Source organism: Parafannyhessea sp. LCP19S3_B1 (genome assembly GCF_052121955.1).
Classification (GTDB): Bacteria; Actinomycetota; Coriobacteriia; order Coriobacteriales; family Atopobiaceae; genus Parafannyhessea.
In genome coordinates, this window is sequence record NZ_JBQKDH010000002.1 from 166,328 (window position 1) to 187,195 (window position 20,868).

Sequence of the window (20,868 nt, forward strand, 5' to 3'; positions counted from 1 at the left end):
AAGGGGCTTCCGTTCCCTCACCTCTGCTTAGGAATCTACACTAAGTTGGTTTCTGAGCAGATACTGAAAAATGGTGTAACATACTTAAGGTTAGTAGACTGGTTGAAGTTGTTCCCGTTAAAATGGCATATCCAGTTACAACGATGCAATTATTTGAATTGGCATTCAAGTATCAGGGTAATATGCTGGGCGTGTCGTCCTAGCTTTTAACGGGGGGAGACAAGTATCGATGCAAGACTCGTACAGGATATCTGCATTTAGAGATATTGATACGGACTGTTGCGAGGCTGGCTCCTCTCTTGCATTGCAAGCAAATGGGCTTGTTCGTGCAAATCGTAACGGTGCAGATCGGCTGATCTCCAAGAGCGCATGCATAGATAGTCCAAAGTTCAGCGTAACCACAGCGGATGACATTGCGACTGATTCGGAAGGTCGCGTTACGGGTGTTGGATATCAAAGCGATGAGGGGACACTCGCTTCGGCATCAAGGCTCAAACGTCGCTACGGCTATCGCTTTGCTAAGCGTGCCTTCGACATTGCGTTCAGTCTGCTGGTTTTTGCTCTGTTCTGGTGGCTTTATGTCATAGTAGCCATTGCAATAAAACTCGATGACCCCAACGGTTCTGTTCTCTTTGTCCAAGAGCGTATGGGCAAGGATGAGAAGCCCTTCAGGATGTACAAGTTCCGCTCTATGTACGCAGATGCCGAGGAGCGCCTGGCCGAGCTAAGGGACCTCAACGAGAAGGATGGTCCGGTCTTCAAGATCAAGGATGACCCACGCATCACCAAGGTGGGCCGATTCATCAGGAAGACGAGCATCGACGAGCTGCCACAGTTCTTCAATGTGCTTCTTGGTAACATGAGCATTGTGGGTCCGCGTCCTGCACTGAAGAGGGAGACTGAGCTCTACACGCCGCACCAGCGTGAGCGTCTTCTCGTCAAGCCGGGTATTACGTGCTACTGGCAGACGAGAATGAATCGTGATGAGATAGGCTTTGACGAGTGGGTTGACCTGGATTTGCTTTACATCAACCAGTGCAGCGCCTGGGCTGATTTCAAGCTTGTGATACAGACCGTTGGGTGCGTCCTTACGGCGCAGGGGAGCTAGAAATGTGTAGCTGTGCTTGTGCCTTTCTCCTGTCTTGCGAATCCGCATCATCTCTTTGCCTGAAGGAGAGGCAAATAAACTGTCTGGGTCGGTTGATAGTACTTCAACCATACTGTTGAAGATATTGAAATCGTATTTTGTAGAATCCTTTAATTCTCTGTGATACGTATGAACGCTCCTATGAACGCTTCGCGTTCGCGGTGGGAAAGGGTATTGACCTTCCAGTGGTTGAATCGGTTAGAGGCATTCGTCAAGAGTACAAACGCTGGCTAGAGAGAGCGGACGCTTCGCTAATGCCCGAACTTGAAGCGTTCGCAAGCAATCCGCAAGCGTTGGAGGATGCATTCTGGCGTGACTTGTCCTTTGGAACGGGTGGCCTGCGAGGCACGATGGGGGCAGGCACAAATCGCATGAATGTGCACACGGTTGCACAAGCAACGCAGGGGCTCGCCGAGTATCTCAATGCCCGTTATAGTGATCCAAAAGTGGCGATTGCGCATGACAGCCGCCACAACGGAGTGGAGTTCTCTCGGGTGACAGCTGAGGTTCTTGCGGGGAACGGTATCCATGTCGATCTGTATCCTAGACTTGAACCGACGCCGGCACTCTCCTTTGCGGTGCGGTACCTGAAGTGCTCGGCTGGAGTGTGCGTAACGGCTTCTCACAACCCTCGCGAGTACAATGGCTACAAGGTCTACGATAAGGATGGCTGCCAGATTACGAATGAGGCGGCCAGGGGCATGCAGGCAGCGATAGATGCCGTGGATGTCTTCGATGACGTTAAGCGTGTCGATTTTGACGAAGCCGTGGAAAAGGGTCTCGTCTCTTGGATTAGCGAAGATTGTTTGGACTCCTTCGTAGACGCCGTGGCGCTCCAGTCCTGCGATTTGGCTCCAGACGTGCCTCTCAAGGTGGTCTATACGCCCTTGAACGGTACTGGCCTCGAGCTTGTGTCGCGCACTTTCGAACGCATTGGCAACGTGGACGTGAGGGTGGTACCGGAGCAGATGGTTCCCGACGGGGACTTTCCGACGTGCCCATATCCCAATCCTGAGATAAAGAAGGCCCTGAAGAAGGGTCTTGAACTCTGTGAGACGGAGCAGCCTGATCTCCTGCTTGCTACGGATCCCGATGCGGATCGTTGCGGTATTGCCGTTAAGCATGATGGACTGTACCGTCTCCTTACCGGCAATCAGATTGGTGTGCTGCTTACGGACTACCTCGTCAGCGCCTATCAGGCGGAGGGAAAGAATCTCGAGGATGCCGTTGTGGTCACGACCGTGGCTTCGAGTGCCATGGCAGACGCTCTTGCAGAGGAGTATGGCTTCGAGCTCCGTCGCACCCTTACGGGCTTCAAGTTCATCGGTGAGCAGATTGGTCTCCTGGAGAAGGCACGACGAGTAGATCGCTTTATGTTTGGTTTCGAGGAATCCTACGGCTATCTCCGCGGCTCTTATGTTCGTGACAAGGATGCTGTCGTCGCGAGTATGCTTATCTGCCAGATGGCTCGCTACCACAAGTCCTTCGGCCGTGACTTGGTGGAAGTCTTGGAGAACCTTTACCAGAAGTTTGGTTACTACAGGAGCAGACTTATTAGCGTTGCTTTTCCCGGTGAGTCTGGGGTGCGTGACATACAGACCCTCATGGGTACGCTGCGCAAGACTTCGCCCATTGAGATAGCTGGTCTGAGGGTTTTGAATGTGAAGGATTACAGTTTGGGCCTAGCTATGCCTGCGGTGAACTCTAGTGGGGACGAGCTACAGATGCTTCCGAAGTCTAATGTGCTTGAGTTCGATCTCGAGGGCGGCTCTAAACTGATAGTGCGCCCCTCTGGTACCGAACCTAAGTGCAAGGCGTACCTGAGCGTGCGTGGCGAGACGGCTAGTGAGGCAGACTCACTTATGGAGCGGCTGGATGATGCTGCTCGAAGGATTCTTGACTCAAAGGGAGGCGAGTAGCCATGGTCCATATTGTGTTGCTCTCCGGAGGATCGGGGACTCGGCTCTGGCCGCTCTCCAACGCTAGCCGTTCGAAACAATTCCTAAAGGTACTTCGCGATGACGATGGTAATCATGTTTCCATGGTGCAGAGGGTCTTCGACCAGATCGGGAAGGTGGACATTCAGAAGGATGTGACCATAGCTACCTCCGAGTCCCAGCGCGACGCCATCACGGCGCAGGTTCCCAAGGGCTCAAAACTCGTCTTCGAACCTGAGCGCAGGGACACTGCGCCCGCCATCATACTGGCATGCGAGAACCTGGCACTCGAACAACATGCTGACGAAGGCGATACGGTTATTGTGATGCCCATTGACACCTGGGCTGACCAAACCTACTACGATTCAGTTACCGCCCTCGACGCTGCTGTCCAGTCAGGTGTTTCCGACCTCGTTTTGCTGGGTGTGAAGCCAACCTATCCATCCGAGAAGTACGGGTACATTGTGCCGGCATCTACCGAAGATCCAACGCCCTGGCCGGTCTCTCGCTTTACCGAAAAGCCAGATGAGGAGATGGCAGAGTTGCTTATCTCTCAAGGCGCGCTCTGGAACTGCGGCGTATTTGCTTTTCGCCTGAGCTGGCTCCTGAGGCTCGCCAGAGGTTATCTTGACGAGCCTACCTTCGCGGATTACCGCGAAAACTACGCGAAGCTCCCCAAGAACAGCTTTGACTATGAGGTTGTCGAGAAGGCAGAATCCATTACGGTTATCCCGTACTCCGGGGCATGGAAGGACCTTGGTACCTGGAATACGCTTACTGACGAGATGGCGGAGCCGTACTCTGGCCAGGCCATCGTGGACGAGAAGTCCGTTGTAAACGTTCATGTGATTAACGAGACACGCCTGCCACTTGTCGTGGCCGGCATCAGCAACGCAGTGGTTGTAGCTACTCCCGATGGTATCCTCGTGACAGGTAAGGAGGCGTCGGCTCACATTAAGGATGAGGTCAAGAAGGCCGCTGAGGGTCGGCCGATGTACGAGCGGAGGCGCTGGGGTGAGTATCGAGTGCTCGACTCCGAAAGATACCCGGATGGGAGCAGCTCGCTCACGAAAGAACTTGTCGTTGCCGCGGGAAGACAGCTCTCCTACCAACGACACGCCCACCGCTCCGAGATTTGGACTGTGACGTCCGGCGAGGGCGAGATAGCCATTAACGGCGAGGTGAGGCATGTCACTGCCGGTGATGTTGTAAACATCACACGCGGTACGATGCACGCCTGCCGTGGTATCACTGGCCTTCACATCATCGAGGTGCAGCTCGGAAATCCTCTCATCGAGGAGGATACGGAGCGGTTCGGGAACTTCTGGGAGTTCTAGATATGATTGACGCAAAACACCCCTATAGGGTCGAGTTCCTTAACGCCGCCTTTGATAACGTTGACTTCACTCAGGTGCGCGGGGTTGTGACGCAGCATGTCCGTTCTCGCGAACCTGGCTATATGGTTTCGCTTAACACCGACATCGACATCAGGCTTGAGAGGGACCCCTCTTTCAAGCGGGCTCACGAGGACGCGACACTCGTCCTGATGGACTCGCAGCCACTTTTCGACCTCGCGAGGAAGTGGGGTATCCCCACCAGGGAGAAGATTGCCGGCTCCGATCTCATAGGGCCAGCGTGTGGCTGGGCGGCAGAGGAGGGGTGGAGCATTTTCATCCTTGGTGGTAAGCCGGGGGTGCCCGAGAGGGCGGCCGAGAACCTGGTTGCAGAACATCGTGGTCTGAGGGTCTCCGGCGTGCTCTCGCCGGACTTTGGCTTTGAGAGGGATCCCGATAAGCTCGAAGAGGTCATGTCGGTTGTTCGCGATGCCTCGCCGGACCTTCTTTTCGTCTGCCTTGGCGCACCAAAGTCAGAGGTACTCGTCCACGAACATTTGTTAGAGTGGGGCGCTTCATTCTCATTCTGCGTGGGGGCAGCTGTCGACTTTGCTGCCGGAAATGTGGAGCGTGCGCCAAGATGGATGTCCGACCATGGGCTCGAGTGGTTCTACCGCTTCACCCGAGAGCCAAAGAGACTGTTCAAGCGTTATTTCGTTGATAGCTGGGCTTTACTCGGAATTATCCGGAAATACGGAAAAGGCGATGTGCGATGAGCAATGAGAAGCGCGTCCTCATGTGCGGGTCCTCGCTCGACTATCAGGGTGGTATGGTCTCCGTCGTGAAGAACTACCTCTCATGGAGAGACTGGGACGAGTTCTCTATTGACTATGTGCCCACGCACGTGCCTGGCGGGAAGGTCAGGGTCGCTATCCACTTCGCCGCAATTCTTCCGAAGATTTCGAGAATGCTCAGGAGCCATGAGGTGGATCTCGTGCACCTGCACGTAGCCGAACGTGGCAGTTTCTTCCGCAAGGCTATCATTGCCCGGAAGGCAAAACGAGCGGGCATCCCCGTCGTTCTGCATCACCATGCGGCGGAGTTCGAGGAGTTCTATTCCGCTCTCGACAGCAGGGGAAAGGACTATGTGCGAGAAACGCTGAAAAGCGTGGATGTAAATTTGGTCCTTAGTGAGTCAGTGCGCGAGGCGACGTTTGAGCATTTCCCGGGCGCGCGATTCCAGGTTCTGTACAACGCCGTTCCCTCCCAGCCGATCAATGCGTATGACCCATGCTCTTCAGACGTTGTTTTCATGGGGCGCATCGGGCACCGCAAGGGTACCTATGACCTCTTGCGCGCCTTCGCTCGGACGCTGCCTGCGTTGCCTGGGAACTGTCGCCTTGTCCTTTGCGGTGACGGTGAGGTTGAGAAGGCTTATGCCCTTATTGGCGAGCTAGGGCTGCGGGGAAGGGCGGAGTGCAGGGGTTGGGTTGGACCCACGGAACGAGCTGATGCATTCCGACATGCCTGCCTATACGTGCTGCCCTCATATAACGAGGGACTTCCCATGAGCATCCTAGAGGCCATGTCCTATGGAGTGCCTGTGATTAGCACGAATATTGCTGCAATTCCCGAGGTCGTACGTCCGGGCAATACCGGGTCCTTAGTCGAGCCGGGCGACACTGAGGCCCTTGCATCTGAGATTGAGAGGCTAGTGGGGGATGCAACCTTGCGGAGTGAGATGAGCGAGAACGCCTACGACCTCGTGTCCCAGTCTTTTTCGCTCGGTCCACATACCAAACGACTCAAGGATGTCTGGAGGACGCTGTGCTAGGAATACTCCGTGGGATATATCGCTCAGTTTACCTGGGGCGTCTCAAGAAGCATGGTCTCAGGGTTGGTGACAACTTCCAGATGGAAAAGGGCTGCAATATCGACGCCAACTTCCCGTGGCTCATTGATATTGGCGACAACGTTACGCTTGCCTCTCATGTCGCAATCATTGCTCACGACGGGAGCACGAAGAAACTCGTTGGCTTCTCAAAGGTTGGCAGGGTGAGGATTGGTAACGACGTGTTCATCGGCTTCGGTAGTATAGTTCTGCCGAACGTGAGGATAGGCGACGGAGCGGTTATCGGTGCAAATTCCGTGGTTACCCATGATGTGCCCGCAGGTACCGTTGCTGTGGGGTCACCGGCAAAGGTTGTATCGACAACGGACAAGCTTGCCGAGAGTTCCCGCTTTCGCTCTCAAGGGAGAGGGCCTTACGGTGAGGAATATCTGAGGGGATCGATTACGCCAGAGCGCATACAGCAGATGCGTGTCGAGCTCGAAGACGGAATGGGCCTTGTTCTATAAACAAGCCTCCGGATAAGGAATTCATTTTGGGTATTAGCCATTACATATGCAGAGGGGCTGAGGAGCTGGAAGCAACCGCGCAAATTGCGCAGATCGTGGGCCTTCCTGATGCCTTGGCAACCCTTAAGGGAAAGATTGAGATTCAGCGCATGTGCCGGGATGGCTATCGAGAGCCACCGGCACGTTACAGAGCACTTGTGCGAAAGCATGAGGTCATGCTGCGCTACTATCATGAGCGCTATCGTGAATATTTCGACTCGTACGACTTCTCTGCTCCTGTTCCCAAAAGCGATGACACACTTCGTGGCAAGGTGTGGGTCTGCTGGTGGCAAGGCCTTGATGACGCACCCGAAATTGTACGGGCCTGCGTTGACTCAATACGTCGAGCGGCTTGCAGCCACGATGTCATCGTTCTTGACGAGTCAAACTACCGCAACTATGCAGACATGCCGGACTGGCTAGTTGAGAAGTTTAAGAAGGGCATAATATCCCGCACCCAGTTCTCCGACTGCCTCCGATTCACGCTGCTCGCGCAGCATGGCGGAATATGGCTTGATGCAACGGTGTTCTGCTCTGCACCCCTCCCGACAGATGCTTTCGATCGTGAGCTCTTTACCATCTCTCGCCCGAATTGCGATCACATGTCTCCCGCAGCAGGGTATTTCAGCGATTTCTGCTTGGGATGCAATGATACGGGGCGGCGCGAGTTCGCGTCGATACGCGACGCATGTTATTTGTACTGGAGTACAAATAACATGCTTATTGATTACCTGACGAATGACTACATGATAGTTCTCCTCCAACTACTTGACTCGGAGCACGTTGGCAGAGCTTTTGCCTCTATAGAGCCGAGTGATCCGCATATGGCAGACCTGCTCATTCATCTGAATCATCAGTATGACGCGGAGCTGTGGAAAGAGATTAAAGCAGATACGTCAATTTTCAAGTTGAGCTGGAAGGTGCCCGTTGCGCGGAAAGTGGACGGGCGTGAGACCTTCTATGGCAAGTTAATACTGGGGGAGCTCTCATGAATGGGTTGACGCCGAAGGTGAGCGTCGTCGTGCCCATGTACAAAGTGGAGCACTATGTGCGGCAGTGTGTGGACAGCCTACTGGCGCAGACGCTAGACGACATCGAGATTATTCTGGTCGACGACGGGTCGCCGGACTCGTGTGGAAAGATTGCGGATGAGTACGCTGTCCGATACGGAAACGTGAAGTCGGTGCATCGTGAGAACGGTGGTTTGGGTCCTGCGCGCAACACGGGCATCGCTATTGCCTCTGGAGAGTACGTCGGATTTGTAGATTCGGATGACTGGGTGAGCTTTGAGATGTTCGAGCGGCTCTATGGGGTTGCCAAGCAGAACGATGCCGACATTGCTATGGGGGGCTATGAGGAGTGGACCGATGGAACGGCTTCGGCCAAATGCCCGCATCCTCTGGCAGGTAAGACGCTTGACGGCGCAGCGGAGATTGGACACTACCGCAAGCTGCTGTACGGCAGGCTTCCACATGATAAGGAGACTACTCCGTTTCCCGTGTCAGTGTGTATGGGTATTTATCGCCGTAGTCTAATTGAGAGGGCGGATTTGCGCTTCCAGGAGATTCTCTCTGAGGATGTCTTCTTCAATCTCAGGGCTTGGGGCGCCGCGAGTCGGATGATCTTTGTAGAAGACTCTCTGTACCGCTACCGTAAGGATGGACAAGCCTCTATCACAAGGTCTTTCTCGCGAGAGAAAGCCAAGCGTTATGCTAGTTTTTTCGAACTACTTGCCGCATGCGCAGAGAGCGAAGGAGACTCTAAGGAATGTCTGCTGCGAGCAAGTCGTAAAATGGTTGATTACTCACGCTCCTATGTGTTCATGGTCGAGAAGAGTGGACTTAGGGTCTCCGAGAAGGTTGCGTCTGTCGCTGCCCTAACAGGCTCTGAGGCTTTTCGTTGCTATTGTGCTAGTTACCCTCCGAGCGGCTTGCCTCGCTTTCAGGCACTCTTTCATAGCCTTCTCATCAACGGACACTCTGGAATGGCTCTAGCGCTTACGCGTGCTCGGATGATTTCGAGGGGTGAACAGTGATGTGGGCCACTGAAGGTCTGAGCGCTGCCCCAATGACTTTGGGCGAGCGTTTCATGAACATGAAAATATCGCGAAAGACGCTCATCTATTTTCAGGTGGTCTACGTTCTCATCATCTTGTGGATAAACGACCTCCTTGGAATCCCAAGCTCTACTCTTTACATCACTGACATCGTGACCGTTGCTGCGCTTTTATCTTGTCCGAAGGGGACTTGGTCTAGGTTTCGTAAGCTTGGGACGAGTGCAATCGTATGGACGTTCATCACGTTCTGTACTGTGCTTTTTATTGGAGATGTTGCACATATCGTAAAGCCAACTCTAGTTCTCTGGGGAATCCGTAATACTTTCCGGTTCTTCGCTTTCGGCTATGCATGTGCATCGACTCTCAATCGTGAGGACATTGATGGATTCTTCCATATATTCTTTTGGTTTCAGGTGCTTAATATCTGTATCTCCATCGTCCAATACGCGATGGGTTTTGATGGAGACCATTTGGGCGGAATATTTGGCACAGTGACCGGGTGTAATGGCTACACAAACGTGTTCTTCTGCATCTTGCTCGCTTACTATTCGCTTGCTTTCGTAGATGGCCGTGAGGGGTTCTGGAAGTTTGTGTTCGTCGCTTTATCCACCCTCGTCATTGCTGCCCTTGCCGAGCTCAAGCTCTTCTATATTGAGGCGGCCGCAATCGTTATCTTCGCCGTGCTGTGCCGTGCAAACAAGCCAAGGTCATTCCTGCTATTGCTGGTCACACTCATAGCCTTCATCGTCGCCCTTCAGATTTTTTCGGCGGCCTTTCCAAGCGCGTATGAAATGCTCACTAACTTCGATGAACTTATGACCTACTCAACCGACAACACTGGAGCTGTCGAAGGCTACAACATCAGCAGGATTAATGCATTCAATGATATCAATCAGTTCATATTCCACGGCAATCTGTCACTCAATCTGTTCGGGGTAGGGTTTGGCAATGCCGGGTTCTCACAGTTCTCTATTTTTACGAGTGCTTTCTATGGAGCCTACGGATACCTGAACTACCAGTTCTTCACCACGCAGACATGGTTCATTGAGACGGGTTACGTTGGATTTGGTCTTTTGATTGTTCAGTTTGTTGTACTCTGCTGTTATTGCGGGGGATGGGCGAAAAAGCTGCCAGAGGACTCGTTTTACTTTCAGCTGGTTCAGATTGTGGCAATCATGACTACGCTGTGCTTCTGGTACAACCAGACACTGCGTGTGGAAGCGGCCTATTTGACCTTTCTAGTCCTCTCGATTCCTTTTGTTGTTGTAAAAGATTCAAAGTTTGGGAAGGGCGGATTCGTCCATGGCCTTAAGAGAGCTCGTTAGGCGTCTTGTTTATGGTCCAAAGCCTCGCCCAAGACCTACGTCGAGCATCTTCGCTCGTTGGGCATGGTCATCGGCGGTGATGCCGTGATCTATTCACCGACGGGCTGCTTTATTGATGAAACTCGACCTTGGATGATTGAAATTGGGTGCAACGTTTCCGTCACCGAGAGTGTAACCATCCTCGCGCACGGCTACGACTGGTCAGTCTTCAAGGGGAAGTATGGTGACGTGCTGGGCAGCGCCGGACACGTACGCATCGAGGACAATGTCTTCATTGGCATGAACTCGACCATCCTGAAGGGCGTGGAGATCGGTGACAACGTGGTCATCGGTGCGGGAAGCGTCGTGACCAAGAGTATCCCTCCTGATAGCGTCACCGTGGGTGATTCCTGCTGCGTCATAGCTGACATCGACTCCTATCTGGAGAAGCGCCGGGCGGCACAGATGGACGAGGCAGCCGATCTCTACGACTGCTGGTGCCGCAACTCGCCCGAGGCTCGTCGTGGGGGGTGCCTCCAAGAGAGATATTTGCGGAGTTTTTCTGGCTGTTCGAGCCGAGAGGAAAGGATGTCTTCTCGGACCCGTCCTTCGAAGCGACGCAGAGGCTGTGCGGGTCGTTCGACCAAAGCCAGGCCCTTTTCGAGTGCACGGAACCTCGCTTTGCCAGTTACGAGGAGTTTCTGTCGGAACTCGAGAAGCGTTGCCGACATTAAGGCTAGCTGCATGGGGATATGGATACTGACTACACAATGAAAATGTTGCTAAACGAGATGTGGAATCGCTACAGATCGCTTTCTAAGGTCAAGCGCGCAACGCTGTGGATCACCCTCAGCGGGTTCATCCTTCGCGGAATATCGTTCATCACGGTGCCTATCTTCACGCGCCTGCTTACGACCTCGGAGTACGGCTCCTTCAGCGTGTACCAGAGCTGGGAGAGCGTCTTCGTGTACATGGTGACTCTCGGCGTGGCTTATGGCGGTTTCAACAACGGCATGGTGCGCTACCCTGAGGACAAAGAGGGCTACACGAGCTCCGTTACAGGACTAATTATTATTATGGGGGCTGTGTGGTTCGTCCTCGCGTCGGTTTTCCAGGATCAAGCCTCCGCGCTCACCGGCATGCCAAACTCCTATGTCCTTCTTATGCTCGTGGATGTCGTGGCGTCGGAGATTTATGACATATGGGCTTGCCGCGCGCGTTATGACTTCGATTATCGCAAGGTTGTTGTGGCGGCAATCATCCTTGCCGCCGGTGTCCCTGCTCTGGGAATACCGTTCGTGATTCTCGCGCAGGACAAGGTGCTCGCGCGCATCCTCTCCTTCGTTCTAGTCGAGGTGGCGATGGCGATTGTGCTTGGTAACGGCATGATGCGCAGGGGCAGAAAGTTCTTCTGTGCCGACTATTGGAAGTTTACGCTCGCTTTCAACATACCGCTCCTTCCTCACTATCTCTCTCAAGTGATGCTCGGTTCTTCCGACCGAATCATGATCAGGCAAATGTGCAGCACGGCCGACGCAGGTGTTTACAGCATTGCCTATTCTGCCGGCATGATCATGACGGTGCTCACCAGCTCGTTGAACAATACGGTCATGCCTTGGCTCTATCGAAGGCTCGAAGCCAAGGAGTACGGGGGCGTCGGCAAAGTGGCGCTAGAGATTCTTGGCACGTTGGCCGTTCTCATCCTTCTCATGGATGCCTTGGCACCTGAGATTGTGGCAATACTTGCCCCCTCCAAGTACGGAGAGGCGTTGGGACTCGTGCCAGTCATTGCTGCCAGCGTATTTTTTATATTTCTGTACTCGTTCTGCTCCAACATCGAGTTCTTCTGGGAGAAAACGCGTGTCGCTACCGTTGCCTCGGTGATCGCAGCCATCCTTAATGTTGCTCTAAATGCTATCTTCATACCGCTCATCGGGTACCGTGCAGCCGGCTACACCACGCTCGCCTGCTACGTGGTGCTTGGCGTCGCGCACTACACATTCGCCCAACAGGTTGCAAAGCAGCGGACAGGTGCCAGCCTGATTGACGGCAGGGCTGTCTGGGGCATGGCAGCGGTGCTTGTGGTGGCCTCCGTTGCCTTCGCTGGGCTCTATCCCTATCCCCTTGTGCGGTACGCGCTACTTGCGGTTGCTGCCATCATCTGTGCATCAAGGAGGAAGATAATCGCCGAAAAGATTAGGGGGATCCGCTCGTGACGTCACAAACCATATATATCTCTACCATCATCGACACGTTCAACTACGGAACGGTCGTGTAGGCTGTTGCCACAAGGAATGTCCTCTCGGCCTATGGCAGGCCCATTTTCATCGACTACTACCGTCCCCAGTGGACATCTGAGGGCCACAAGGCAATGTGTTTGGAGAGGCCTGGAAATCCTCTGGCGAATAGGCTCCGCTACTTCATCACGGCGTCCAACTGGAGCCGGCAGCGGAGAATGTTTCGGGAGTTCCTCGAGTGCGAGCTCGAACTCTGCGACGCTAGACCCTATCTTGAGGGTGGGGAGTTCGATCACGATGCCGTCTACTGCGCCGGTAGCGACCAAACCTGGAACTTCATTGATAACAAGGGTCTCGACCCGGTCTATTTCCTCGCTAACGTTCCGGATGAGCGCAAGAAAATCGCCCTGTCGGCGAGCTTCGGGCGGACCTCGCTAGGCTATCGTGTCGGCGTAGCTGTGGCCGAATCTGATGAAGGTCTCGATTGCGATCCTTCGCTGTTCGGTTCTGAACATACGGCTTCCTTCCTGCCCCGTTTTGGTCCAAGATTCCCACCGCAGAGTCCCTACTGTTCACTTCTGCTTGACAAAACACAGACGCCGGAGAGGCTCGGCGAGTGGCGCCTGGTGGCAGAGAGGGCGATCGACGCCAGCCTTGAGTTTGCGGACGAGATGGAGACGGCGTAGGATAGGCACAGATTGACGATTCAAGGTGATGGCCGAGAACCTGTGGAGAGGCCTTTACACCAACTTTTCCGACACTACCCATCGTGACGCTGCGGCAGTCGTTTCGACGGGTGTACACAATCCTTTTTTGGGGGTACCAATGGCTGAGAGTCGATTGCTTGTGAGCGTCATTGTCCCGATTTACAATGCCGAACGATGGCTTCCTGACAGCTTTCATTCATGGGCGTCACAAACGTACGCAAATATTGAGTGGGTTTTGGTTGACGATGGCTCCTCAGATAAGAGTGCAGAACTGTGCCAAGCCTGGTGTGCTGAGGACACTACTTGTAGACATCTCTTTAGGAAGAAGAATGGCGGTGCTTCTTCGGCGAGGAACTATGGGCTCAAACAAGCGGTAGGACAATATGTAGCATTTTGGGATGCTGACGATACACAGGATCCAGAAATGGTGGAAGCAATGGTTGCTTCAATAACCTCCGAGAATGCAGATGTAGTCATATGCGCACTTCGTCGTCTTGAGGTCAATGGCAGAGAGCACCATTTGTATGGATGTATACCTCATTCTTCGTCTTCCGAGAGCGCTCTTGAAGAATGGCTTGGCGGGAAATGCTCTACTGGCCCATACTCGAAGCTAATCGCAAGAAGATTACTAGTGGAAAATGGCATAGAATTCGAAGAGGGTGTTATCAATGAGGATGTTCTCTGGACGGCAGAAGTCATTGGCGCATCTTCATCAATCTATTTTTTAGGAGTTCCTCTTTACACTTATACTGCTAGGCCAGGATCCATTACGGCTAGTTTTGGACCTCAAGTCCTTGATGTTTTGTCTAACTGTAAAAAATTAACATCATACGTCAATGATGTTTTCCCTTACTGCAACAGAGTCTGCAAGGCTTATTGCGCTCAGGAGTGCTGGGGGATTGCCCTTGCCTCAGCGCGTGGCAACAACAGAAGAAGATACCCGGCCATCTATAGTATCTTCCGCCAGGAATTGAAGCGACAGAAAAATGTATTGCCACCTGCTACAGGTCTGAAAGAGCAATTGTTGAGAATTCTTTATTGGACGGGTTTATATCAAATAATTAAAAAATGAAAAAGTGTGCAGGGGAAGTAAAATCAGAACAGCTACTGTTTGGATTAACAGGATATTTCGACGGGCAGACTAAGTTCGCCTGTTTGATATAGTTTATAGGAATGTTGGAGATCGACGAATCCCTTCTTACTATGTGTCTGCCTTTTGTCTAGGGGCGGCAGTTTCATGTAATCACGGTACTGAAGAGATAGATACTCGTCGTACCCTACGGGAACATGCATCATAACGTCCTCAAAAGGCATTTCAATACACTTAGCAAAGCATTTTGCTGGGATAACCATACGCGAGGGATTTTCTGGGCTCCAGAGGGCAGCGTGAGAAAATGGTTCCTTGACAGGGAAGCCCATTAAAAAATAGAACCAACTTTCCAATGGATCAGCTCTAAGTGTAGCAACCTTGGGCTGTTGAAGAATCCACATGATTTTAGATTTTAGCGTAGTCATTTCGGTTATGGAGAACTTAGAGGCAGCCGTATGTCTGCTATACAGCTTGTTTTTTCTTGAAAAAACAAGCTGTTGATGATGGGAGTCGGGATAAGATGATAGAGGAGTGATATCTAACCAGACCCCCTTATATCGCTGCGGATAAGAGATTTCGGTGGGCTCTATGAACGTGGTCGTTGCATCGATTACCTTAATAAAGATATGAGCGTAACTGGGAACTGTACCAAAATAATGTAGCTCTAGGTTGTCAGGCAGAGATGATGGAGCTATCTCTAGAAATACCATCAGGTCCTCTATCGGCATAGCTAAATCCATGTCATCATCCCAGGGGATGAACCCGCCATGCCGAACCGCTCCCAAACAGGTACCGTTAATCGCAAAGTATCTTAAGCCATTCTTGTCACACACCTTTGCGACATTTTTGTAAATAGAAAGTATACGAGACTGTATTTCATTCATAAACTCAGTTCGCACCCCTTCTGATCTCGACAAATAGCTCCACAATGTATTGCACGTTAAATGATGTCTACAGTGCATTAAATCATGCGAGTCAAGCTTGCTTGTAAAAAAATTCATAAAATTACAACATAAAGCTGATTTCCATTGTGCTCTCCCTTGGAAGTCTTAAAATTTTTTGACTACCACTCGGTAGATTCGGTTTCTCAAAATCATCACATAGCTTATCCTTACATAAAACTACGGGAGGTAGATTGAGGGAGGTTCAGTGCCTTAGTAGCAGCAATGAATTGATTTGGGAAGACAGCCTTGTTTGATGTTGTCAGAGTACGAAGATCAAACAGCCAGGAGTGCCTTACAGACTTTTTTGATGGGGGGGTACCAGGTATGAAACGCGACAGGATTGTGCAATGTGGGGTGGCGGCATTATTTGCAGCGTGTATTGCTTCGGCTTCAGGGTTGTGTTCTGCGGCTGCGCTCGCGGAGGACATGAATAACGTCTACGCTGGTCAAGTGCAAGATATATCAAAAGGCTCCTCAATTGACGGTACGGACTATTCAGTAACTTCGACAAAAGCATATGCGATTGCGCCAGATATAACCGAGCGGACGATTGTTACCAATAATGCTGCAGGCACCTCGCAGACTGTTGCCAATGTGATGGAGATCAACACCGCGAATGGCAATGCGAAGCTTGCCGCAAGCTACGGCAATGTCGATCCGGCTAAAGATGGCTGGAAGATGTCGACCCTTACGGATCAGACGCATCTGTACGAGAAGACTTACAACGAGAATGTTGTAGGCGGCATCAATGCATCGCTCTTCAATATAACTACAGGAGAGCCGGTGGGTTATCTTCGCATGAGGGGCACGACATATAAGGACGATGCGAGGGTTCCATTCATTGCAGTTTTTAGTGACGGATCAGTAGGAATATATCCTGCAGGTACGACACTTGATCAAGCGGCTGCCGATCAAAGCAAGAAGGTCGGTTCTGCAGTTTCAGTTACGGACGCTGTAGGTGGCTGGTGCATACTTGTAGATGGCGATACTGTGGTTCCGCAGGGTTCCAACGGCAGACACGTTTCACCACCCAACGGCGGGCACTATTCACGTAGTGCCATCGGTTTGAAAGCGGATGGTACCGTTGTGATGCTTCAGGCTGACGGCACCATGCCTCCGCGTTCCCTTGGGTACACTCTTGAGGAAATGGGCCGCATGATGCAGAGCCTGGGGTGCACCTATGCCCTGGAGCTCGATGAAGGCGGATCATCCGAGTTCGTGTCCCAGCGCGAAGGCAAGTCTGACATTGCAATGCGCAATACGCCCGCAGGCGGTGGCGAGCGAGTAATCTCTACCTCCCTTCTCGCGGTTTCAACGGCAGCGCCGTCTGGCGAATTTGACCATGCGGGCATTACCCCCAACGACAATATTTTCACACCCAATACGACAGTTGCTCTCACTGCAACAGGCATGGACTACTCTGGTGCAGCAGCCAAGAGCATACCCTCAGGTGTGTCATGGTCTCTGACGGATGACAGCAAGAGTCTTGGCGAACTAAAGGCCGGGGATGTTTCTGGAGACACCGCTTCTGCAACGTTCGTCTCTAACGGAACCTGTGGAACGGCGTCCGTACAGCTTATGTATCAGGGCAAGGTTGTCGGGAAGACGAGCATCCGTATCCAGAATCCAGATACCCTCTCGTTCACTTCGGACGAAGTCAACCTCAACTATGAGGAGAAGAGCGACCTGGGTCTTACCGCCCTCTATCAGCAAGAGCCGGTCATCCTCAAAGATGGAGATATCACTTGGGCCATCGATGACACGAAGGCGGGCTCTTTTAAGGGTAATACCTTTGTGACCACGAGTGATGTTACAGTGTCGACGAGCCCCAAAGTCACCGCCAAGTATGGAAGCCTCACGGCTACCACGACCGTGAATGTAGGCAAGCAGCCGACCATCGTTCTCGACGGTGGCGACGATGACGGCCATGATTACAGCACGATTGGCACAACGGTACACAGCTTTGATGGAATGAGTGCCAGTGCAGTGGCTACCTATAGCTATTCTGGCCGTGGCGGTAAAGTTACCGGCTCGGTCGTGTCGGATACCGATTCGGACTTTGCAGACATCATTCGCTTCGGGCATAAGGCAGTGAAGCTCGACTTCGATTGGACTGGGATTACAGGTACAGATGGCGCTTGCCTTGGCCTGGGAAGCGCCATCGATGTTCCTGGTACTCCGACGGCACTCGGCGCTTGGGTCTACATACCGGAGGGTACTCCGGTTCCTTGGCTGCGTGCGCAGATTGCAACGTCCAAAGATGGCTCGACTTATACGAATGCTTTTATCAACTTTACTGATCAAAACTCGAACGGTAAAGATGCTAAAGCGGGATGGAATTATTTCGAAGCTGACATGACACAGTATGCTGGCCAGAAGATTCGCGTCAACAGTGGCATGCTGTTCCGCGCTATGGTCACCCAGAGCGGCATCGGCTGGTATACGACTGATGGCACCAAGCTCTCCAAAGATCAGCTTAAGGGCTACATCTTGGTTGACAACATCTCCTTTGTCTATGGTGCCAATAATCAGGACGTGACGGCACCTACAGTGAAGTCTCTCCAGATTATCAATGATGACGGTACGAAGTCTGATTTGGCGGATGGGGCCAAGCTCAAGACGAATGCCCCTGCGTTCTATGCCACTTACGACGACAATGAGGATACGGACAAATTCGCAACTGGCGTTGAGTCTGCATACTTCTATCTTGATGGCACCTACTATGGAGCTGGCGACAAGGACAATCTGGGTTCGACGCTGAAGGGCGTCCAGATTCCCAATGGCGAGCACTCTCTTACGTTCTATCTCAAGGATGGATTTGGCAATATCACTCGAGAAACCCGTCATTTCACTGTCAATGGTTCCAATGCCGTCACGATAGACGGCAAGGAGACACAGCTCACTGGCGTTAGCTTTACCACCGACGGCAAGCCGATTGTCGGCAAGGACTGGAAGCTGCATCTCACGACCAATAATATTTCCGACATTGTGAAGATGACAGCTACCGTGCAGCTGAGCCGTGGCTACAAGCCGACGGTCCAATTCTCCAGCGGAGTTACCGGAACTTATGAATACGCTGACAATACGGGTAAGCTCACTGTCAGCGTCACAAAGGTGGAGAATGCATCGGGCAGCAAGATTGCTACGATTACCGTTCCTGTCTCCGAGGCCTCTGCTGAGGGCTCGGAAATCAGCGTCCAGGTAGTTTCGGGTACCTACAAGGTCAACTCCGTGACGTCTGATAGCAATTCCTACTGGATGGGCTTCAGCACGCCGTCTGAGACCCACAAGATTACTGCTGCCTACACGCTTTCTACTGAAGCCATGGTTGTCGGCCTTCCGACTACGATCACGGTGAAGAATTCCGATGGCGATGCTGCTGCCGATGTCGATGTGTATGCCGACGATTCAACTGACCTGGGCAAGACGGACTCCGATGGCCGCTTGACTACTTCGGTGCTCACAAAGGCCGAAGGCACGCATACGCTGTATGCGAAGGATTCTAAGGGCAACAGGTCTTACGCGTATTCCTGCACTGCATACAAGTCGACGGAAGACGATACCGGTAAGGAAGGCTTGCCTCAGTACGTTCACTTCAATGTATCCAAGGATTCGACCACGCAGAAGAACATTGCATGGTATAGCAGCCCGTCCGCTTCTGCCGCTACGGCGCAGGTGAAGGTCGCAGCATCTAAGGACATGTCTGACGCAACGGTTGTGGATGGAACTTCACAGCTTGGCTCCTATACGCAGAGCGGTGTTGTGAGCCGAATCAACTATGCAAACCTTACTGGCCTTAAAGCAGGCAAGACCTATTACTTCCAGGTTGGCGATGGCCAGAAATGGTCTGATGTCAGTTCGTTCACCACTGCTGTGCACAAGAACAGCGAGAAGTTTTTCCTGACTGCAGATATTCAGGAAGACGACGCCCTTACTGGCTTCGGTCGCATCGCGTCTCACATCAAAGACGGCGGATATGATCTTGGAATCCAGCTGGGCGACGCTGTTGATAACGTTCGCTACTACAACCAGTGGACCGATGCACTCAAGCTATTTACGCTTGATGGCATTGCCGACAAGGACATGCTGCATGTCGTAGGAAACCATGAGGCGGATGACGACGGCAATGGCGCAGCTCTTGCAAAGGAGACCTTCAACCTTGCCGGCAATTGGTACTCAGTCGAATATGGCGATGTCTATATCGCCGTGCTCAACTATACGAGCAGCCAGGACCAGCTTGAACAGTTCAAGGATTGGCTGGTGAAGGACGCAGCTGCATCCAACTGCAACTGGAAGATCCTGGTTACGCATATTCCGGTCTATTACACCAACCCGACTGGCGGCGGCGAGGAGTATCTTGCCGAGCTGCCTGATGCTGTCGAAAAGGCAGGCATCGACTTCTACTTTGCTGGCAACGACCACAGCTATGCGCGTACGGAGCCTCTGACACAGGGCAAGGTGGATAAGGACAATGGCGTTGTCTACTACATCTGCGGCACTACGGGCGGTAAGTCCTACAGCGTCGTGAACAATCCTGATTTCCACTTCGATATTGCGACGCTTGATTTCAACAGTATCTATGTCTCCTTCGAGACCAGTGGAGACAAGGCTACGGTTACGGCATACAACGTCGATACCAACGGCAACCAGAGTGTTCTGGATACCTATACCAAGTCAAAGACTTGTGCCAACGATGAGCACAACTATGTCTATGACAAGGACTCTAAGAAGCTGGTATGCGCAAAATGTGGCCATGAGATTGATCCCGCTGCTGAAAAGTACAGTGGTTTTGTCACAGAGAAAAGCACAGGTAAAACCATGTATTTCGCTGGTGGCATAGTAGTTACTGGCGCTATGCCTTATGGAGACAAATTCTATTTTGCCGATGATGATGGGTATGCATACGATGGCGAGTATACGATTGATGGCAAGGTATGCACATTTGTTGGGGGATTCTTCAGGTCTTCGAGTGATGAGGGCGTTGCTTTTGCAGGACGCGCTGGCACTAACGTTGATTTCATAATCAGTAGCGCGGGGACTCTTAAACTTGTGGGATCTGGAGATTTGTACTCGTTTGCGGGGGGTAGTGATGTCCCCTGGAACCAGTACCGGAGCTCCATCAAGGAGCTCGACGTGGCGGCCGGCGTGACGAGCCTCTCCGACTGGTCCATGCGCCACTGCTTCAACCTCAAGAAGGTCGTCTTCGCCGAGGGCAGCAAGCTCTCCTCCGTGGGCATGAACGCGTTCCTCAGCGACGGCAGCCTCTCGTCGGTAAGGCTGCCCGACAGCGTCACCCGCATCAGCTGGGGCGCCTTCTCGTACTGCTCCGGCCTGAAGGACGTCTACGTCCCCGACGGCGTCTCCTGGATCGGCGGCGGCTCCAACCACGCCTTCGCCCACAGCGACGGCGTGACGCTCTCCGTGGCCCGCGGCAGCTACGCCGCGGACTGGGCGAAGGGCCACGGCGTCAAGTACACCGTGCGCGAGCCGCGGGCGATTGCGTCCGGCACCTGCGGCGACGGCCTCACGTGGAAGCTCGCCGGCGACGGCGTCCTCTCCGTCGAGGGCACCGGCGACATGCAGGCCTACTCCGGAGGGGAGCAGGTCCCCTGGAACCAGTACCGGAGCTCCATCAAGGAGCTCGACGTGGCGGCCGGCGTGACGAGCCTCTCCGACTGGTCCATGCGCCACTGCTTCAACCTCAAGAAGGTCGTC

Annotated in this window: 15 protein-coding genes; 14 read left to right on the plus strand and 1 reads right to left on the minus strand. The window is 52.8% G+C overall.

The window, feature by feature from the left end; genetic code table 11:
- Positions 1-229: 229 nt before the first annotated feature.
- From ACTQWE_RS01635 to ACTQWE_RS01695, 13 genes are all read left to right on the plus strand, one after another.
- Positions 230-1,108, plus strand: coding sequence for a sugar transferase (locus ACTQWE_RS01635; protein ID WP_441856965.1), 879 nt, complete (start codon positions 230-232; stop codon positions 1,106-1,108).
- A 293-nt stretch (positions 1,109-1,401) separates the two neighbouring features.
- Positions 1,402-3,066, plus strand: coding sequence for a phospho-sugar mutase (locus ACTQWE_RS01640; protein WP_441856964.1), 1,665 nt, complete (start codon positions 1,402-1,404; stop codon positions 3,064-3,066).
- A 2-nt stretch (positions 3,067-3,068) separates the two neighbouring features.
- Positions 3,069-4,421 (plus strand): sugar phosphate nucleotidyltransferase, encoded by a 1,353-nt coding sequence (locus ACTQWE_RS01645; RefSeq protein ID WP_441856963.1) that lies wholly within the window; start codon positions 3,069-3,071, stop codon positions 4,419-4,421.
- A 2-nt stretch (positions 4,422-4,423) separates the two neighbouring features.
- Positions 4,424-5,194 carry a WecB/TagA/CpsF family glycosyltransferase gene (locus ACTQWE_RS01650; RefSeq protein ID WP_441856962.1) on the plus strand — a complete coding sequence of 257 codons (771 nt, stop codon included), beginning with the start codon at positions 4,424-4,426 and terminating at the stop codon, positions 5,192-5,194.
- Positions 5,191-6,252 (plus strand): glycosyltransferase family 4 protein, encoded by a 1,062-nt coding sequence (locus tag ACTQWE_RS01655; RefSeq protein WP_441856961.1) that lies wholly within the window; start codon positions 5,191-5,193, stop codon positions 6,250-6,252. The genes ACTQWE_RS01650 and ACTQWE_RS01655 overlap by 4 nt, the downstream gene beginning before the upstream one ends.
- On the plus strand, positions 6,246-6,776 hold the full coding sequence (locus ACTQWE_RS01660; protein ID WP_441856960.1) for an acyltransferase: 531 nt from the start codon (positions 6,246-6,248) through the stop codon (positions 6,774-6,776). Before ACTQWE_RS01655 ends, ACTQWE_RS01660 begins: the two co-directional genes overlap by 7 nt.
- Before the next feature lie 26 nt (positions 6,777-6,802).
- Complete coding sequence (locus ACTQWE_RS01665) at positions 6,803-7,807, plus strand: capsular polysaccharide synthesis protein (RefSeq protein ID WP_441856959.1); 1,005 nt, start codon at positions 6,803-6,805, stop codon at positions 7,805-7,807.
- Positions 7,804-8,850, plus strand: a complete 1,047-nt coding sequence (locus ACTQWE_RS01670; protein WP_441856958.1) for a glycosyltransferase — start codon at positions 7,804-7,806, stop codon at positions 8,848-8,850. The genes ACTQWE_RS01665 and ACTQWE_RS01670 overlap by 4 nt, the downstream gene beginning before the upstream one ends.
- A gap of 53 nt (positions 8,851-8,903) precedes the next feature.
- Positions 8,904-10,196: a hypothetical protein gene (locus tag ACTQWE_RS01675; RefSeq protein ID WP_441856957.1), complete on the plus strand. Its 1,293-nt coding sequence runs from the start codon at positions 8,904-8,906 to the stop codon at positions 10,194-10,196.
- A 132-nt stretch (positions 10,197-10,328) separates the two neighbouring features.
- Entirely contained in the window at positions 10,329-10,949 is a 621-nt protein-coding gene (locus tag ACTQWE_RS01680; RefSeq protein ID WP_441856956.1) for an acyltransferase, read from the plus strand.
- Positions 10,928-12,391, plus strand: coding sequence for a lipopolysaccharide biosynthesis protein (locus ACTQWE_RS01685; protein WP_441856955.1), 1,464 nt, complete (start codon positions 10,928-10,930; stop codon positions 12,389-12,391). The genes ACTQWE_RS01680 and ACTQWE_RS01685 overlap by 22 nt, the downstream gene beginning before the upstream one ends.
- 161 nt (positions 12,392-12,552) lie before the next feature.
- On the plus strand, positions 12,553-13,098 hold the full coding sequence (locus ACTQWE_RS01690; RefSeq protein WP_441921205.1) for a hypothetical protein: 546 nt from the start codon (positions 12,553-12,555) through the stop codon (positions 13,096-13,098).
- A 139-nt stretch (positions 13,099-13,237) separates the two neighbouring features.
- A complete protein-coding gene (locus ACTQWE_RS01695; RefSeq protein ID WP_441856953.1) occupies positions 13,238-14,191 on the plus strand; it encodes a glycosyltransferase family 2 protein in 954 nt (317 codons plus the stop codon).
- A 44-nt stretch (positions 14,192-14,235) separates the two neighbouring features.
- Here the strand turns inward: ACTQWE_RS01695 and ACTQWE_RS01700 are convergent, their stop codons facing one another.
- A complete protein-coding gene (locus ACTQWE_RS01700) occupies positions 14,236-15,042 on the minus strand; it encodes a LicD family protein (protein WP_441921207.1) in 807 nt (268 codons plus the stop codon).
- Positions 15,043-15,477: 435 nt separating this feature from the next.
- Here ACTQWE_RS01700 and ACTQWE_RS01705 point away from each other — a divergent pair.
- Positions 15,478-20,868 (plus strand): phosphodiester glycosidase family protein (locus ACTQWE_RS01705; RefSeq protein ID WP_441921209.1); only part of this gene is annotated, 5,391 nt, incomplete at its 3' end.

Excerpts from the sequence above, each read along its gene's own strand:
- ACTQWE_RS01635 (WP_441856965.1), top strand. The coding sequence starts at position 230 with ATGCAAGACTCGTACAGGATATCTGCATTTAGAGATATTGATACGGAC.
- ACTQWE_RS01640 (WP_441856964.1), top strand. The coding sequence starts at position 1,402 with ATGCCCGAACTTGAAGCGTTCGCAAGCAATCCGCAAGCGTTGGAGGAT.
- ACTQWE_RS01645 (WP_441856963.1), top strand. The coding sequence starts at position 3,069 with ATGGTCCATATTGTGTTGCTCTCCGGAGGATCGGGGACTCGGCTCTGG.
- ACTQWE_RS01650 (WP_441856962.1), top strand. The coding sequence starts at position 4,424 with ATGATTGACGCAAAACACCCCTATAGGGTCGAGTTCCTTAACGCCGCC.
- ACTQWE_RS01655 (WP_441856961.1), top strand. The coding sequence starts at position 5,191 with ATGAGCAATGAGAAGCGCGTCCTCATGTGCGGGTCCTCGCTCGACTAT.
- ACTQWE_RS01670 (WP_441856958.1), top strand. The coding sequence starts at position 7,804 with ATGAATGGGTTGACGCCGAAGGTGAGCGTCGTCGTGCCCATGTACAAA.
- ACTQWE_RS01675 (WP_441856957.1), top strand. The coding sequence starts at position 8,904 with ATGAACATGAAAATATCGCGAAAGACGCTCATCTATTTTCAGGTGGTC.
- ACTQWE_RS01680 (WP_441856956.1), top strand. The coding sequence starts at position 10,329 with ATGATTGAAATTGGGTGCAACGTTTCCGTCACCGAGAGTGTAACCATC.
- ACTQWE_RS01685 (WP_441856955.1), top strand. The coding sequence starts at position 10,928 with ATGGATACTGACTACACAATGAAAATGTTGCTAAACGAGATGTGGAAT.
- ACTQWE_RS01695 (WP_441856953.1), top strand. The coding sequence starts at position 13,238 with ATGGCTGAGAGTCGATTGCTTGTGAGCGTCATTGTCCCGATTTACAAT.